The sequence below is a fragment of the Bacteroides sp. OF03-11BH genome, assembly GCF_003604005.1.
In the GTDB taxonomy this organism is placed as follows: domain Bacteria; phylum Bacteroidota; class Bacteroidia; order Bacteroidales; family Bacteroidaceae; genus Bacteroides; species Bacteroides ovatus.
The window spans coordinates 307-18,462 of sequence record NZ_QTMW01000029.1 but is presented as its reverse complement, the minus strand read 5'-3'; the positions used below and the strand labels follow the sequence as shown (position 1 = coordinate 18,462).

The 18,156-nt window shown below is 41.2% G+C and carries 9 protein-coding genes; 1 reads left to right on the top strand and 8 read right to left on the bottom strand.

What is annotated here, in order from left to right; genetic code table 11:
• Nucleotides 1-15: 15 nt before the first annotated feature.
• Nucleotides 16-4,032, top strand: a complete 4,017-nt coding sequence (locus tag DXA54_RS18750) for a two-component regulator propeller domain-containing protein (protein WP_120080363.1) — start codon at nucleotides 16-18, stop codon at nucleotides 4,030-4,032.
• Between the two features lie 120 nt (nucleotides 4,033-4,152).
• Here DXA54_RS18750 and DXA54_RS18745 read toward each other — a convergent pair whose 3' ends face one another.
• The 8 genes from DXA54_RS18745 to DXA54_RS28585 form a co-directional block, all read right to left on the bottom strand.
• Complete coding sequence (locus DXA54_RS18745; RefSeq protein ID WP_120080361.1) at nucleotides 4,153-5,838, bottom strand: arylsulfatase; 1,686 nt, start codon at nucleotides 5,836-5,838, stop codon at nucleotides 4,153-4,155.
• A 37-nt stretch (nucleotides 5,839-5,875) separates the two neighbouring features.
• Nucleotides 5,876-7,228, bottom strand: a complete 1,353-nt coding sequence (locus tag DXA54_RS18740; RefSeq protein WP_120080359.1) for a sulfatase-like hydrolase/transferase — start codon at nucleotides 7,226-7,228, stop codon at nucleotides 5,876-5,878.
• Between the two features lie 240 nt (nucleotides 7,229-7,468).
• Nucleotides 7,469-8,410 carry a hypothetical protein gene (locus DXA54_RS18735; protein WP_120080357.1) on the bottom strand — a complete coding sequence of 314 codons (942 nt, stop codon included), beginning with the start codon at nucleotides 8,408-8,410 and terminating at the stop codon, nucleotides 7,469-7,471.
• A gap of 34 nt (nucleotides 8,411-8,444) precedes the next feature.
• Nucleotides 8,445-10,154: a RagB/SusD family nutrient uptake outer membrane protein gene (locus tag DXA54_RS18730; protein ID WP_032845075.1), complete on the bottom strand. Its 1,710-nt coding sequence runs from the start codon at nucleotides 10,152-10,154 to the stop codon at nucleotides 8,445-8,447.
• Nucleotides 10,155-10,173: 19 nt separating this feature from the next.
• A complete protein-coding gene (locus DXA54_RS18725; RefSeq protein WP_032845076.1) occupies nucleotides 10,174-13,290 on the bottom strand; it encodes a SusC/RagA family TonB-linked outer membrane protein in 3,117 nt (1,038 codons plus the stop codon).
• Between the two features lie 32 nt (nucleotides 13,291-13,322).
• Nucleotides 13,323-15,077, bottom strand: a complete 1,755-nt coding sequence (locus DXA54_RS18720; protein ID WP_032845077.1) for a RagB/SusD family nutrient uptake outer membrane protein — start codon at nucleotides 15,075-15,077, stop codon at nucleotides 13,323-13,325.
• 4 nt (nucleotides 15,078-15,081) lie between these two features.
• Entirely contained in the window at nucleotides 15,082-17,889 is a 2,808-nt protein-coding gene (locus tag DXA54_RS18715) for a SusC/RagA family TonB-linked outer membrane protein (protein WP_120080355.1), read from the bottom strand.
• A gap of 33 nt (nucleotides 17,890-17,922) precedes the next feature.
• A partial coding sequence (locus DXA54_RS28585) for a glutaminase domain-containing protein (protein ID WP_243647665.1) occupies nucleotides 17,923-18,156 on the bottom strand: 234 nt, incomplete at its 5' end.

The following is an 18,156-nucleotide window of genomic DNA, read 5'->3' as shown; positions in this document are numbered from 1 at the left end:
TAAAAAACACGTAGAATGAAGTTAACTAAAATACTAATATGCTTGCTGATCTTCTGGACCGGAACACTATCCGCGTCTCCTTATTTTTCGTTCAAGAAATATCAGGTAGAAGATGGATTGTCTCATAATACCGTGTGGTGCGCCCTTCAAGATAGTTATGGTTTTATCTGGCTGGGTACGAGTGACGGATTGAACCGTTATGACGGGCGGGGCAATAAAGTGTACCGGAATGTTCTCAACGACAAATTTTCATTAGAAAATAATTTCGTAGAAGCCTTGATAGAGGTGGACAAGAATATTTGGGTTGGAACAAACTCCGGACTTTATATTTATGACCGGGATACCGATCGTTTCTCTTGCTTTGATAAAACGACGCAGTATAATGTGTATATCAGCAGTGAGATAAAAAAGATTATTAAGACGGAAAATGGTCTTATCTGGATTGCGACTTTGGGACAGGGATTTTTTATTTATGATCCGAAAACAGAGGTGCTGACTCAAAATAGTGTTCAGACATCTTTTGTATGGGACCTCTGTCAGAGTGCTGATCGGAAGAGGGTCTATATATCTTCCTTACAGGAAGGACTTTTGTGCTTTGACGAAAACGGCAAGTTTCTCCGGACGTATGAAATTTCATTAGATATAAATGCTTCTGATAGTTATAAAGTAAACTGTATTCAGAATATCGATGGAGATATTTGGATTGGTGCGGGAAACAATCTGCTGAGTCGTTTGGACGAACGAACCGATGCTATGGATAATTACAGTGGTTCGGCGTTTAATTTCGGAGCTGTTCATTGTTTGCTGAAGTATACGGATAAAGAGCTGTTGGTAGGTACGGATAACGGGCTTTATCTGTTCAATCAAAATACAAATACATTCCAGCGGACGGATAATCCGACCGATCCGAGAAGCTTGAGCGATCAGACTATCAATGGCATGATGTGGGATGCAGAAGGAGCTCTCTGGGTGTTGACCAATTTGGGGGGAGTCAACTATATGTCCAAGCAGACCAAACATTTTGATTATTATTCGCCTGCCTATCTGGCCGGAGTGTCCGGAGCGGGAAAGGTTGTTGCTCCTTTCTGTGAGAATAAAGATGGGAATATCTGGATTGGAACTCAAAGCGGTTTATATTTCTTCCATGCTGCTACCCGCGAACTTTCTCCTTATCCAATCGGAGGACATGATAATCAAAAGTATGACATTCGTTCCTTATTGTTGGATGGAGACCATTTATGGATCGGTACTTATGCGAAAGGGATACGGGTTGTCAATTTGCGTACCGGAGCTGTGAAAGTTTATACTCATTCTCGCGGGATTCCCTATACGATTTGTAGTAACGACGTATTATGCTTTTATAGAGGGAGGAACGGAGAAATTTACGTAGGAACGAGCTGGGGTTTATGTCGTTATGATGCCGCTAAAGATAACTTTATGCCCATCATAAATATTGGTTCTATGATCTCTATTACCGATATGCATGAAGATATGTACAATCATCTCTGGATCGCTACTTCCAGTAGTGGCGTGTTCACTTACAACACGATAAATGGTCATTATAAAAATTATCAGCACGAACGGGAAGACTCAACTACGATCACCAGTAATTCGATCATTACTTTATTTGAAGATGTGAAAGGAACCATGTGGTTTGGAACGAATGGGGGAGGACTGTGTTCTTTTGATGCTAAGGAGAAAAGATTCATTGAATTTGACCCGCATAATACTTTATTACCTAACAAGGTTATTTATGCGATTGAGCAAGATCAGGGAGGTGATTTCTGGGTATCCAGCAATGCCGGAATTTTTAAGATTAATCCTGTTACCAAAGATCATTTCCGCCAGTTTACGATTAATGACGGCTTGCAAGGAAATCAGTTTATAGCTCGATCTTCATTGAAATCATCCGAAGGAAAATTGTATTTTGGTGGGATCAATGGCTTTAATGTATTCCAGCCGGAACAGTTTGTAGATAACAAATATATTCCTCCGGTTTATGTGACCGATATCCGGTTGCCTTATCAAACCGATGAGCAGGAGGTGAAGAAACTGCTTCAGTTGGATAAGCCGCTTTATATGGCTGATAAGGTGACTTTATCTTACGAAAACAATAGCTTCTCTATTCGTTTTGTCGCTCTTAGTTTTGAAGATCCGGGGAAGAACCGGTATTCTTACATACTTCGGGGAGTGGACAAGGAATGGATTCTGAATACCGATAACAATATGGCTTCTTACACCAATTTGCCTCCCGGTGAGTATTTGTTCGAAGTCAGAGGCTCTAATAATGATCGCCAGTGGAATGAGAATACTACCACTTTAAAGGTGGTGATTACTCCTCCCTGGTGGCGTAGTACCTTTGCTTACTTCGTTTATGTCCTCATGCTGTTGGGATGGATCGGTTGGATGGCTTGGCGATGGAATCTCCGTGTTAAACGCAAATATAAGCGGCGGATGGAAAAATATCAGATTGCCAAGGAACAGGAAGTTTACAAGTCGAAAATTAGCTTCTTCATCAATTTGGTGCATGAAATACGTACTCCGCTTAGTTTGATACGGCTTCCTTTGGAAAAATTATTGGAGAAAGAACGTGAAGGAAAAGATCTCAAGTATTTGTCTGTGATAGATAAGAATGTAAATTATCTGCTGGGGATTACTAATGAATTGCTTGATTTTCAGAAAATGGAGAGTGGTACGCTGCATCTGAATCTGAAAAAGAGTGATATTAAAGAGCTTGTCAGTGACGTTTATAATCAGTTTACAAGTCCTGCTGAATTAAAAGGAATTGATTTGCAACTGACTGTGCCTGAACAAGAGCTGGTGTCTACGGTGGATAGGGACAAATTAAGTAAGATTCTTGTCAATCTGATGGGAAATGCCATCAAATATGCGCATGCGCATATTGACTTGAAGCTGCTTGTCACTGATGGGGGATATGAGATACAAGTGAACGATGATGGTCCCGGAATACCAAATGAACAGAAACAAAAGATATTTGAGGCTTTCTATCAACTGCCTGACGATAAGGTGGCCACAGCAGTAGGCACTGGCATCGGATTGGCTTTTGCGAAGTCTTTGGCAGAAGCTCATCAGGGAGATTTGCGTCTGGAAGATAATATTGGAGGTGGTTCTTCGTTTATACTGTCTCTTCCGTTCAAAGAGTGGGAGACGGAAAAAATGAGCGATATTGTAGAAATATCCCCGGAGCATGCGGATGCTTCTGAAACGATCTCTTCGGAGTATTCAGGAAAGAAGTTCACAGTTCTGTTGGTTGAGGATAATGTTGATTTGCTGAATCTGACTCGTGAGTCATTGGCAGAGTGGTTTCGTGTGTTGAGGGCTTCCAACGGTCGTGAAGCGCTTGAAGTGCTTGCGCAGGAAAACGTGGATGTAATAGTGAGTGACGTTATGATGCCGGAGATGGATGGGCTGGAACTTTGCACTAAGGTGAAGTCTGAAATCTCTTATTCACATATTCCGGTTATTTTGTTGACGGCGAGAACCACTTTGGAGTCTAAAGTCGAAGGACTTGAATGTGGAGCGGATGTATATGTGGAGAAACCATTCTCTGTTAAACAGCTCCATATGCAGATCGAGAATCTGTTGAAGTTGAGGCAGTCTTTTCATAAATTGATGGTGAGCTTGGCAGGAGATACGGTTGCTGTTTCGACAACGGATTTTGCGATGTCTCAAAAGGATTGTGAGTTTATAGCTAAGATACAGGGAGTAATAGCCGAACAGTTGGCGGATGAGAACTTTTCGATAGATACTTTGGCGGAACAGATGAATATGAGCCGTTCTAATTTCTATCGGAAGATAAAGGCTTTGTCCGGAATGTCTCCTAATGATTATTTGAAGACACTTCGTATGAATAGAGCTGCTGAACTGATTGTGAGCGGTACCCGGATTTCTGAAGTGGCAGCGCAGGTAGGATTTACTTCTTCTTCTTATTTTGCGAAATGTTTTAAAGCGCAATATGGTGTACTGCCTAAGGAATATACAGGTCAGCCTCCGATTTCAGGTGAGGCTTGATAAAGAAGGGATAAAAGCATATAAAAAAACTCCTGTCGTACAATATCATTGGATATTTTCCGACAGGAGTCAAATATAAAATAATTAATCGAGTACTCTTTCTAATTAATTGAGTAGGCTTTATTTCTTTTTCTGTCCCGGGTAAGGTTCTACCATGCAACGTTTAGCCCATGCTTCGTAAGCCTTTGTCATTTCAGCTACTTTTTCAGGGTATTGTGCTGCCAGATTATGCATTTCGCTCCGGTCCTCATTCAGGTTGTATAATTCCCATTTAGCGTTTTCTCCCGGACGAACTAGCTTCCAACCATCCTTAGAAAGGAATGCACGTTCATTGAAATGCTCAAATCCAAGGTAGTCATGTCCTTCACGATGTCCGGTCTTGAAGATAGGAACCAGGCTTTTACCCTCCAATGGGATGATGTCATTTCCTTTATATTTGGTAGGATAAGTGGCGCCTGCCATATCGATACAAGTAGCCATGATGTCCATCACATGTCCGATTTCGGGAGTCGTTTTGCCGACATTCTTCTTGATACCTTTTGGCCAGTGGGCAATCATTGGAGTACAGATTCCTCCTTCATAAGATTTGGCTTTCCAAAAACGGAACGGTGTGTTGGCTACGTTTGCCCAGCGTGCTCCCAGTGAAGCATAAGTTGTTTCCGGGCCAGGCAGCACTTCTTTGTTATGAGGATAAACCATTTTCTCCCCTTTACGTGTCATATCAGGACGGTCATTTTCTCCGGGAGAGTAGTTCTGACAATCTTCATTGCTGCATCCATTGTCGGAAAGGAATAAAATCAGTGTATTTTCAAGTTGTCCTGTCTTTTCCAGAGCATCGATTACTTGTCCTATTCCCTGGTCCATACGGTCGATCATGGCAGCATGAACAGCCATGGCACGAGCATCCCATTCAGCATGTGGGTTATCTTCCCATTTATCTTTGAACTGTCTATCAGACAGGAAATTATCCATGTTAGGGAATATACCCAGTTGTTTCTGACGTTCGTAACGTGCATTACGAATGGCTTCCCAACCTACTTTATAGGTATCCTTGTATTTTTCAATATCTTCCGGCAGTGCATGCAACGGCCAGTGTGGTGCTGTGTAAGCCAGGTACATAAAGAATGGTTTATCGTCTTTGGCATACTCTTTCACTTCTTTCACTGCACGGTCTGAAAGCGCCTGTGTGATGTAATATCCGTCGGGTACTTCTTTCACGGGTACTTCACCTTCTACCAGACTGAATGGGTCAAAATAGTCTACTACTCCGTAGATAGTACCATAGTGGGTATCAAATCCGCGATTCACCGGATAATGACAAAGATCAGAATAGGTTTCGTGGTATACGTGATGTGCGAGCCATTCGCGTTGGTCTTTGCGTAGTGGAGTTTCTGCGATGTGCCATTTACCTACCATGCTGGTAGCATATCCTGATTCTTTCAATACCTCTGCGATAGTAACGGCATTGCGTGAGAGTGTTCCCCGGTAACCCGGCAGGTGGTCATCGAAGGTCATACGTCCGATTCCTGCCTGATGTTGATAAAGTCCTGTCAACAGGGAAGCACGCGTCGGACAACTCCGGCTGGTGTTATAGAAATGATTGAAACGTACTCCTTGTTTTGCCAGTTTGTCCAGATTAGGTGTGTGAATTTCACTACCGTAGCATCCCAGGTCGGAATAGCCTAGGTCATCTGCAAGAATTACCAGGATATTGGGTCTTTGATCGGACTTTTTTCCTTTGGGCTCTGCTGCAGAATGTCCTGCAACCATCAAGGCGGTTGGTAATAGTAAAAAATTAGAATTCATAAGTTTAATGTTGGTTTATAATTTGTTTTTCACTGTATTACTCTTTTCCTTTGTCTTTGTTTTCCTCATACCATTTACATACTTTCTTGCTCAACTTGGCAACCAAATCAGGATGCTCATTTGCGATATTATTCTTTTCGAACTTATCCTTTTCCATATCATATAATTGCGCATCGCTTCCGTCACCGTTCACTAATAATTTCCATTTTCCACTGCGTATAGCTAAATGGGGGCTTCTGTCATAAGGGTTCCCTGGAAAGCCAAAATGTTTGTTTCGTCCGAAGTCCCACATTAAATCGGTCTTGCGTTTGGCTTCCGATTTACCGAGAAGAACTTTTGAATAGTTCTGTCCATCGCCTTTGTAACCTTTTTCTGTTTTGATTCCGGCTATAGAACACAAAGTCGGATATAAATCTACTGCGCATAATACAGACTCGTTATTTACTTGTCCGGCTTTAATTTTCTTTGGATATCTAACGATGAACGGCATGCGGATTCCCCCTTCATAAAGACTATTTTTAGTTCCTCTCAAATAAGCGGAACGTACAGATTTAAAGCTGGGTGCAGGACCATTGTCGCTAGTGAAAATAATGATTGTATTTTCTCCCACTCCCAACTCATCCAGGGTTTTGATGAAACGTCCGAGTTGTTTGTCCATCTCCGCTAGTACAGGAGCAAATGCTTCTTGTGTTTCCCAGCTTTTTCTTTCCTTTTGTTTGAATTCCGGTACCCAAGGGGTATGCATATCATCCGGCCATAGATTCAGGAAAAAGGGTTCGTCTTTATGCTTTTTTACAAACTCAATACTTTTATCTACAAAGTATTCGGTACGTCTCCAACGTTTTACACTGTCTTTATCCGACCATATCCACTTGGTTGCAGTGATTGTTGGATCCGGATCCGGACTTTCGTAGGTTGATATGTATTCGTCAAAACCGTAATTCTTAATAGAAGGAGCGTTATGTACGTCACGTCCGCCTCCCATGTGCCATTTTCCGATGTGTCCTGTTGAGTAACCTGCATTTTGGAAAGCACGCACCATTGAAGGCAACTTATCATCCAGGAAATTACGTTGTTCGCATCTCTTATTAGCAGCTTTGTCATTCAGAAAAGTGTTGATTCCCACTTCAAGAGGAAAGAGACCTGTGGTTAATCCACAGCGGGATGGAGAGCTAACCGGCGCAGAAGAGTAATATTGGTTGAATAATAGTCCGTCCTGTGCCAACTTGTCAATATTGGGGGTAGGAACGAATTTACCTCCATAACAACCTATGTCACCGATACCCATATCATCGATATAAATAATTACTACATTAGGTTTTGTTTCTGCTTGTGTATTAGCAATGGGGAGTAGGGCTCCCAGCCAGGGTAAATGTTTTTTCAGATTCATAATTATTGTGATTTAATTAACTTCAGTTTTTCATGATGACTTTTCGCAAAAGTAGGGAAGATATCAGAGAAGGAAGGAAAAATACTAATCAATAAAGGAAAAAAAATGGTAGAATGATAGATTTCTTCTTTCTTCTATTGAGAAAACAGGAATAGAGAAGCTCGTAGAAACCGAGAACTTCTCTATTCTTCTAATTATTCTATGATACGATCATTGGAGAAGGTATCTTGAATGGGAGCTTTACTTCGCCACGGTTTTAGTCAGTAATTGTACCCATGAGTATTTAGTGTTTTCTACCCAATTATCCGGTGAGACTTCGATAGTACCAGTTTTTGCTGTTATTTTTTGTATGCAAATCAATCCTTTCTTTCCATTGGCAGTTTTGAACAGGTAAACTTTATCTGCCTGAATAGCTAAGACTTCGGAGGTTGGATCTGCCAGATTTTCTATCGGAGTTGCATCTACTTGGGAGATTGCATTAAATTCTGCTTGTGATAAAGAGGTTTCAGCAAATAATGTGTGTTGTAAACCATTAATTGTCATCAAGCCATAATCACTTCTTTTAGCAGGTGAAACAAGAACTGGTACAGCTTCGCTTCCTGAAGGCAAGATAATATCTCCGAGTGAGAAATCGACTTCGTTTGTATATTTCATGGCATCAGCAGCCATATAGGTGCGTCCGAGAAGCCATGTTGCATAATAACAACCATAATAAGCTGAAGCTGTCTCTACTATTTCTCCATCTTTTCCATAATCCGGATCGGAGAATAAAACAGAAGGAGTAATCTCTACCAATAAGTTACGTTGGTACGTATGGCCGTCGGTACCTAGAACGACTACTGTAATACAGGCATTCTCTTTTAAAGAAGTAAATTTGTAAGTTGTTTCGTAATTAGTCGTTCCGTCTGCAAATGACTGGGCAGTTTCTTCTATCAGACTTCCCTGCATTCCGGTTTTGGAGTCTGCCTGATAAATTTCAAAACTCATGATTTCTCCCTGTACTTTGACGGTTGCTGTGTATTCAGCAATCCCTTTCGTTAATGATACTCTATTATTCTGATCGACACCCGCAAATTCGATTTTGACAGGTGCTTCATAATCAACTTCATATTTATCTGCACAACCGAATAATCCAAATAAACTGATTGACAGAATTAATGCAATTATACTATTTGTTTTCATGACTTTATTTTTTTAAGTAAACATTCTATTTAGATTAGTATCCTGGATTCTGGTAGATATTCGGGCAGTTATTAACTTCATCCTGTGGTATTGGAGCCAAGTTCATGCGCTCGTTATAATTACGTGTGTCTAAAGTTACCCGTTGATATTCACCGTTAATTTTCTTTATTCCGACAGCCGGTAACCTCATTACATCTTTTGCTATCAGCCATCTTCTTATGTCAAAGAATCGATGATCTTCAAAACAAAGTTCTACACGGCGTTCTTTGCGTATGCGTTCCCGAAGGGTTGCCTGATTATAATCTGCGGCCAGTAAGTTTGTCGTGATACCGGCACGACGACGTATCCTGTTAAGCTGGGCTATTGCTTTTTCTCTGGCTGTATTCGTATCTTCAGCCTCATTCTCGGCTTCTGCATAATCGAGCAGGATTTCTGCATATCTCATCATTGGAAAGTCCATGTAAGTGGTACCACCTTTTCGATGATCGATACGGTCATCCAGGAACTTTGTCAGGAAGTATCCGCTTCCCCATCTATATGATTTTGACAGGTCTATTGCAGCTGGCTTACCGTTGACTAAAGGCCAGGTAGCACCATCACATAGAATACTCTGTGCCAAACGAGGATCCCTGTTAGCATAAGGAGAATTTACATTGTAACCGGAGTTTGGGTTGATGATGGCTTTCGTATTTGATTCGTAACCGAGAATGGGTTGTGAGCCGTCGAGCATATCATAACAGTCTACCAACCATTGGTTCGGACAAGTCAGTAGTTCTTTATTTACATTCCAGGGGTCAAAGGCAGGCATCATTCCGTAAAGGTCATTTGCCGGTGCACGGAGAAATCCCATGATTACCTCACCATTGGCACGGGTATTGAATAATCGTGTGTAGCTCTTTTCGGGAGTGGTCGGATCTTCATATAAACGATAGAAATCTCCATTGTCAGCATATTCAATCATATCGTAGGCAGCATCAGCCGCTTCTCTCCAAGTTACTCCGGACGCATTGTGTAAGGGACTTGCTGCATAAAGTAATGTGCGTGCCAGATAGCCTAGGGCTGCTCCCCGGGTAGCTCTTCCGTAATCTGCTGCATCGTATTTGTCGGGCAATACTCCCGGCTCTGCAAGTTCTTTGAATTCATTAGCAATCCAACGGACTGTGGTTTCTAACGATTCACGTTTGATTTCGTCATAAAGTAACGGATCGAGTTCTTTGTCTCCGATTACTAATGCTCCGTAGAAACGAAACAGTTCGTGGTGATACAATGCACGCAGAAAGCGTACTTGGTTTTTCAGGGAAATCTTCTCTGCATCCTCCAATGGTGAACGGTCTACGTTGTTCAGGAATGTGTTTGCGGAACGGATGGCCTTATAGTAGAATATCCATGGATGGTCACCGCCAATCAAACCTTTGGAAGCATCAATTCCCCCTTTGATAAATTTCTCGAGTTCGGGAATAACTGCCCCTCCGGCACGGGTTGTATTTCCGGCTCCATCGTCTGTTGCGTTGTCAAGCATACAAGGCGAACCACCAATGTTTGCCAAAAAACCAAAACTGCCAAGGCGGTCTCTTCCCATGCGCATACGTGCATACAAGTCGTATGCAACTTTGCGGGTCAATGTAATGTCCGAATAAACTTTCTCTGTATCCGTCAGATCCAGTTCGGTTTCTTTCATCAGGCTATCTGCACTACAACTGGCAAGCAGGACAGCCGTTACAAAGGATATAAATAGTTTTCTCATAAATTATTCATTTCAAACATTAGAAATTCAGGTTGATACCAAAATTTATTACTTTTTGTTGTGGATAGAATTGTCCATTACTATTGTTCGATGATTCAGGGTCTACCTTCTTTACGTTATCCCATGTAAAGAGATTGTAGGCATTCGCATATACTCTAAGTGAACGTACTCCGAATTTTTTCAATAGTTTGCGAGGTATAGTGTAACCTAACTGAATGTTTTTCAGACGTAAGTATTTGGAGTCTTTCAACCAATAGTCAGATTTATAATAATTAGGATGCGCGGCAGTGGCTGCCTTAGTGAAACGTGGGTACGTTGCTGTTGCTGCTGTTTCCGGTGTCCATCTTCCGATATGCTCTTCGTAATAATTACCCCAGAAATTATCCCATGCAATATCCTGTTGCAGATAGATGGATGAACGGGCTGCTCCCTGAAGCAATATACTAAAATCAATTCCTTTCCAGTTCAAACCGGCAGCAAGAGAGAAAGTCATTTCGGGTACCGGATTATAGCCGATAGGAGCTTGGTCGTTAGAATCGATCACTCCATCATGATTCAAGTCTTTATATTTAATATCTCCAGGTCGGCTTACTTGTCCGAATTGAACGGGAGAACTTGCTATATCTTCATAAGAGCTAAAGAAACCGTCGGAAATATAGCCGATAAACTGTCCGATAGGATTTCCCGTTTGTGACATATAGGCATAGGGCTTTACAGATTCACTTTTCTCTACAATTTCATTGTGTGCATATCCATAAATCCCTTTTATGGAATATCCAAAATCTCCTTTTTGATCTTGATAGCCTATTTCCAGATCATATCCCTGATTTGTTACGACACCATAGTTTATGGGAGCCAATCCGTTTGAACCGGCTGCTTGAGAATATCTTTCCGGTTCACATAGGATATTACTACGACGTTCTTTAAAAAAGTCGATACTGGCAGATATTTTGTCTTTCAACCATTTGGTCTCAAGTCCTAAGTTGTATTTCCGTGCAACTTCCCATGTGATATTTTCATTGGCGCTTTTTCCTTGAATCAGACCTTTAATCGCAGGATTATGTGTCTCTCCAAAAGTGTAGCCTAGTCCTTCATCGTATCCTGAACGATAATAGTAAGAGAAACCTCCCAGCTTGTCATTACCAACTTCACCATAAGAGAAGCGTAGTTTAGTAAAACTTAAGATAGGGTTTTCTTTAAAGAAAGGTTCGTTAGTCAGTACCCATCCCACTGATGCTGCAGGAAAGAGCTGATAACGGTGTCCTTCCGCGAAACGGTTTGAGCCGTTATAGCCTGCGTTAACTTCGAATAGATAGCGATTCTCATAATCATAGTTAACACGTCCTACTAAAGCCTGATAGATATGAGGTACATAAGAATAGCGTCCACCGGGAGTGGAAGTGTAACTCATATTATAAAGTACCAATCCAGATATATTATGTCCGGAGAAGGATTGCTTATAACGAACTGCCGCTTCAGCATACTTGCGATGTGTAGCTGCCGTTTTATTGGTGGCTTTTGTTGGCAACACCATTTCAAGTCCTTGTTTATAAGTCCCGTTTACAGGATTATATTGATAGATATTGGGACGCTGCTGTATGCTTCGGTTATTGCTCCAGCCTGCATCGTAAGAGAATTTTCCGTCTATACTTAATCCTTTTAACAGTTTCCTTAGGTTATATTTAAAAGCAAAATCTGTCTCAAGTTTGTTATTGAAATTAAGAAAAAATCCTGAATAGCATAATGTCACGAGTGGATTCTGTCTCCATATACCATCGGCGGCGGCATAAGTTCCATTCGCATTTAAGATTGGGAATGCTTGAGGAGAATTGCGATAGAACATGCCGAACAGACGCAGTGCTTCCTGTCCGTCAGCATCATAGCCATAGGGGCGGTTCTGACTTCCGAAACGATAAGCAAGATTCACGGATACCTTGAAATCTTCAGTTAGGTTGATATCGATATTCGAACGAGTGGTGAGCCTACTGTACTTATATTCCGAATTATAACCTTCTTTGTATAAGCCTTTTGCTACATCGGGTGAGGCTGCTAAAAGAGCTTGTATTGTCTCATGTTCTTTAATTTTGTCTACGTCTGTCTCAAACATACCGGTTTGAGTGAAGTATCCAACGGAAACGAAGTAACGTACTGTTTTATTTCCGCCGGATAGGTTTACATTGTATTTCTGTTGGAGACCATTTTTCGTAAACATATCTACAAAGTCATTGTCCGGGTGTGTAAACGGGCTTTTCTGGGTACGATAGAGATAGTTGTCATATTCTGACAGGAAAAGCCCGCGAGTATTACCGGTATCGGAAGGGTCAAAGCCATCATTGATAGCACCTTCACGCATGAATCTTGAAACGGATTCTGCACTTAGGGTTTGAGATATACGATTGAAGGAAGTGACACCGAATTCAGATGAGAAGGATATTCGAGTCTCTCCTTCACGACCTCGGCGGGTAGTTACCAATATCACACCATTTGCTCCTCGTACACCGTATACGGCAGTTGCAGAAGCGTCTTTTAATACAGAAATGGTTTCAATGTCATCAGGGTCGATTTGCGCCATAGGTCGTTCTACCCCGTCAATCAATACTAAAGGGCTAGAGTCGTTCAATGAAGCACGACCACGAACGAACATCGTAGCCTGATCACCGCCGGGACGTCCGCTCTCTTGTCGGGTTACTAGTCCCGGGATGCGGCCACCTAAAGCGTTTGTGACACTTGATACAGGCATGCTTTTCAAATCTTCGGTCCCGACATTAGAAATAGAACCGGTCAGAGATACTTTTTTCTGTGTTCCATATCCCACCACAACAACTTCATCTAATTGTGCAATGTCTTCTTCCAAAGTGATATTGATAAAAGGATGATTCTTTTTTATGGCAATAGATTGTTCTATAAAGCCGATCATTGAGATAAGAAGTGTTTGCTCTGCTTTGTTGGACAATGTAAGAGTAAATTTGCCATCCAAACCAGTCACTATTCCATTATTAGTCCCTTTCTGAAGGACAGTAGCGCCAATCATCTCCATTCCTTGGGCATCTTTAACAATTCCGCTAACTTTGGTTTGGGCACAGACATGCCAGATGGAGGAGGTTAAGCATATGAATAATATTATTATCTTTTTCATGTTTTCTATCTATTAAATAGTTTTGATGCCCGTTACCAACCTGGATTCTGTTGGATGGAAGGGCTTTCCTTGATTACTTTCAGAGGAATAGGATGATAATACATGTAATCTTTAAAATTGCGTGCTTCATCTACTGTAATGCGTGTATAATGAAGCCCGGAAGCATTTTCTTCTACTTTCATTCCGATAATAGGTTCTCTAAGTTGATTGCCATCCATCCAACGTCGCAAATCGAAGTAACGATGTTCTTCAAAACAGAGTTCGATACGGCGTTCTTGCTTCACTTTTTCCATAAAGTTGTTATCTGTCACCCCATTAAGAAATTTATCATTTGTTCCGAATCCTGCTCTGGTACGTATTTTTTGTACGGCTTCTATTGCTGTCAAACCATAGCCTTCTGGATCCGCACTCATGCCGTAAGCGTGATGCATGGCTTCTGCGTAGGAAAGTAGGATATCAGATAAGCGAATCATCGGGAATAAGTGGAAAACGGTACCCACATTGGCCTGTCCGAAGTTCAGTGTTTTGTCCAGGAATTTAGCTAAATAATATCCCGTATTGGTCGAACGGTTCTTCACTTGGTTGAGTCCGTCTATGGTTGTGTTATCACTAATTCGCGTATAAATGGTATTCTTTCCATAAACCGAACCGTCATATCCGATAATTGCTGCCAAACGCGGGTCTCTGTTAGTATACATGCTTGCACCGTCAGAAGAATGGGTATAATCGCTTCCATCTTTCATGGTAAATGCATCGATCAATTGCTGTGAAGGTACTGTACCTCCTCCCTGATCTTTTGAGATTGTAGGGGGATAATGTCTGTTTTCCAGACCATTGTCCTTAGCAGCCGTATAGAATAGGATATATTCCGGATTAGGATTGGCATTGATAAAGATCTTGTCGTACGTTTTAGCAGCAGTAAGAGCTATCAGATTATATTTTTTATTTCCATTCGGAGATATTGTTCCGTCTGCATTTAGATTGATTACATCTGCACAAGCTTTGGCTGCAAGTTTCCAACGTTCCGTCACATCCGAGCCGTCAGTATAGCCTAGTAGTGGATCGTTATTATCCGTTCTGTTGTAGAGTGGGCTTGCGGCATAGAGTAATGTCTTGGCTTTAATAGCAAGTGCCATTCCTTTAGTCATACGGCCATAAGAACCATTTCCACCTTCCGGATCAACTTTCAACACAGCGGCAGCACTCTCACATAACTGTACGATGTGATTGACGCAGTCTTTGAAAGAGTCTCTTGCCTTTGTCTGCAGTTCAGGATCGTCGACTTCGTAAATACGATCGACAATAGGAAAGCCTCCGTAGTGTCTTAACAGGTTAAACTCGAATAAGGCTTGTAAACATTCAGTTTCCGCACAATAGGTATCTTTAAATGTCTGGATGTCTTCTTCTGTCTTATTTTGTAACACCAAGTCAGCCTCACGTAAATATTTGCGGGCAAAAATGGCCTGTTGAATTCCCTTGTATGACTTATTCCAACATTCTTCAATCGGATTTGAAGAAGTGACATACCCACGAGACAACTTATGAATATCCGAATCTATGATTGTACTTATTCCATCATTGGTGGCTGCATCTAAAAAGGCATTTCCTACGTGGTTGAAGCCTTCGGGAATATATGCATACACCTGATTAATCGGTTTCAGATAGTTCTGTTCATTCGTAAAAATATCATCAGGCTGGGCCCAGTCATAGGGCATGTCATCCAGATAATCACAACCGGAAAATGTTAGTGTTGCGCTTATTGCCAAATAAATTATCGATTTTTTCATGCTATCAGAATTTTAAGGAACAACCTATACTCATGTTTCTCGTCAAAGGAGCTGCCAGTGAAGGAGCTTCAGGATCAACCCATTTATATTTTGTCCAGGTAATCAGATTCGTTCCGCTAAGGAAAAGTCTCAATCCCTTAAGATGGATTTTCTGTATCATTTTTGTAGGAAAGTCATAGGCAACTTCCAGTGTTTTTAATCTTAAGAAATCAGCATCTTTCACATTTAATGTACTTATCTGCCTGTTATTAAGATTGGCATTGTCCAGTGTTGTTAAACGTGGGAATGTTGCATTCTGGTGTTCGGGTGTCCAGTAATCAAGTTGATGCTCAAATATGGTTCCGTTATCTGTGAAAGGATTCATCACAATGTCCGAATATTGACGAGAGACTTTTGCGGCTCCCTGAAATAATGCGGTGATCGAAAATCCTTTGTAGCCGACTCCTAAGTTAATACCATACATGATTCTGGGAATGTCTCCGTAACCGATAGGTACCATATCGTTTACATCAATCTGTCCGTCTTTGTTTATATCTTCATAACGTACATCACCTGGTTGGACATCAGAGAATGTTTGTACAGGAGAGGCTGCTATTTCTTCCCAAGAATTGAAAAAGCCTTTTGCGATGTATCCTCGATTTTCTCCTAAAGGCCGTCCCTGATTCTTCAACCATTCGTATGGCTGATCTACTTCACCGTTTGCAATCAGTTCATTCGTAGAATAAGAGAATGTACCACCTATGAAATAGCTCCAGTCTGCAATATTTGAATTCCACATGGCAGATAAGTCTACTCCATGGCTATTGATTTTGCCTATATTCTGCTTAAATTCCTTTACATTGCCGACAAGAGAACTGATTTTGTTATTTACTACATACATATCATGACGGTTGTCTTTAAAAAATTCTGCTGTAACAGATAACCGGTCTGAAAATAGTCGGGTATCTATTCCGATATTCAGAATTCTAGCTTTCTCCCAAGTCAATCCGGGATTTGGAAGTATATCCTGAATGTATCCTCCAAGCTTTGTTCCCATGTTTACCCCTGTGATATAGACTTCGTTTTGCGGCCACATACGTCCCCTGTAATAAAAGGCGTCTACGCCGGATGAGTTGCCGACTTGTCCATAAGATGCTTTTAGCTTCAGGTAGGGCACTATTTTTTTTGCATCTTTCCAGAAAGATTCGTTAGAAACAGTCCATCCGGCAGATATTGTAGGGAAGAAACCGAATTTGTGTCCCGGACCAAATTTGTGAGATCCCTGATAAGCTCCGATAACATCGATGCCATATTTTTTATCATAATTATAGCCGAACCAACCATTTACGCTTTGGAATCGGGTTGGCAATACCATTTCATCATTGCTTTCATATTGTTCATAGAAAGCTAAAGCCGAAACTCCATGTTTTCCAAAGGTACGGTTATAATCTAATTGAGCCACGATACCGGTCCGGCGGAAAGAACTGGTATTATCTACCTTGTTTATCATTGAGTCATCTTCACGGGTCCGGCGGAGAACATTCTCATTCGTCGCATCCTTTTCGTAATATGCGAAAGTTATTGTACGTCTGATAGAAGAAATTGTACGTGAATCCATGGATAGAGCAACAGAAGCTTTTAATCCCTCTGTTATGAAGGAAAGATCCTGTGAGAGTTTTGTACGGAAAGAACCATACAATTGTTTGTCCTGGAAGTAGCCGGAGCGATTTAGCATTGCCCATGGATTTTCACGGAATGCATTTCCTGCTACAATTTTCCCATCTTCTGCATTGATAACATTGCCGTATTGATCTGTATATCCTTGGTCATTGTACCATTTTGGGAAGATTCCTTGCGGTAATGTGACTAGATTTTTATAGATATTTTCGGCTCCGCTGCCAGGGCCATTCTGACTTTGATACCAGCCATACAGATTTACATCCAGTTGGGTAGTGCGAGTTACGGCAAAATCGATATTGGAACGGATATTAAACCGTTCAGCAGAGTGATTGGTATTATAATCATGTGAATTATCTGTATTGAAGTAGCCATTGTTACGAGTATACATTGCATTCACGAAATATGTACTTTTTTCTGTTCCTCCTTGAATATTAAGATTATAGCGTTGACTCCATCGGATATCCTTCAAATATTTATCAGCCCAATCTACATTGGGGTATAATATGGAATTAGGGTCATTCTTTGCATAATTCATTATATCATAGTTCGAATACAGGGGATCCATATTGTCATTATGACGGGCTATGTTGTGCTGTCTTGCATAATCGGCTGCGTTTAATGACTTTAACTCTTTAAGTGGTTGTTGAGCTATAATTTGAGCTGTCAATTCAACCTGCGGTTTTCCCTTTGCTCCCTTACGAGTTGTAACCAGAATAGCTCCACTGCCTGCACGCATTCCATATAAGGCTGTTGCTGCAGCATCTTTCAATACGGTAATTGATTCTACTTCGTGTGATGACAAAACAGCAAAATCCCGTTCCTGTCCATCAACCAGTACTAATACATCGGGCGAATTACTTCTTTGTCCTCTTATCCAGAATGAATTCTGTTCATTCACTAATCCACCACCTTGCACTTGTCGGGCAAAATAACCAGGTACCAGTCCGGCTAATACTGCCGAAAGATTTGTAACAGGTAGATTGCGTAACTGTTTACCCGAGATTGTGTAGGCTGAACCGTTATAATCTCCCATAGGGAGTACACGATATCCTAAATCCAAGGGTACATCTTCTTTGTTTTGGACATTTTGTGCCTGGCATATCAAATAGCCAGGAAGTAGCCCAACCAACAACATTTTCTTTAAGAACTTCATATGTACAATTTTTAAGTTAACGTCATAGTAATTTTATTGATTATTTTGAACTTTATCCATTAACACCTTCATCCAGTATCCTCCGATCACCGAACGGGCTCTGAAGCCTACCCATCTACCGCTGTCTGTATGGTGCCAGTCGCTGATAGGTACACGAGAGACTGTTTCATTGATATATTTATAGACAGGATCAGAGAATTTCTGGAAAGTTTCCTTATCTGATGACATAGCCGCCGTCCACATGATCCAGTCGGATTTTGTGTATTC

Excerpts from the sequence above, each read along its gene's own strand:
- DXA54_RS18750 (WP_120080363.1), top strand. The coding sequence starts at position 16 with ATGAAGTTAACTAAAATACTAATATGCTTGCTGATCTTCTGGACCGGA.
- DXA54_RS18745 (WP_120080361.1), bottom strand. The coding sequence starts at position 5,838 with ATGAATTCTAATTTTTTACTATTACCAACCGCCTTGATGGTTGCAGGA.
- DXA54_RS18740 (WP_120080359.1), bottom strand. The coding sequence starts at position 7,228 with ATGAATCTGAAAAAACATTTACCCTGGCTGGGAGCCCTACTCCCCATT.
- DXA54_RS18735 (WP_120080357.1), bottom strand. The coding sequence starts at position 8,410 with ATGAAAACAAATAGTATAATTGCATTAATTCTGTCAATCAGTTTATTT.
- DXA54_RS18730 (WP_032845075.1), bottom strand. The coding sequence starts at position 10,154 with ATGAGAAAACTATTTATATCCTTTGTAACGGCTGTCCTGCTTGCCAGT.
- DXA54_RS18725 (WP_032845076.1), bottom strand. The coding sequence starts at position 13,290 with ATGAAAAAGATAATAATATTATTCATATGCTTAACCTCCTCCATCTGG.
- DXA54_RS18720 (WP_032845077.1), bottom strand. The coding sequence starts at position 15,077 with ATGAAAAAATCGATAATTTATTTGGCAATAAGCGCAACACTAACATTT.
- DXA54_RS18715 (WP_120080355.1), bottom strand. The coding sequence starts at position 17,889 with ATGAAGTTCTTAAAGAAAATGTTGTTGGTTGGGCTACTTCCTGGCTAT.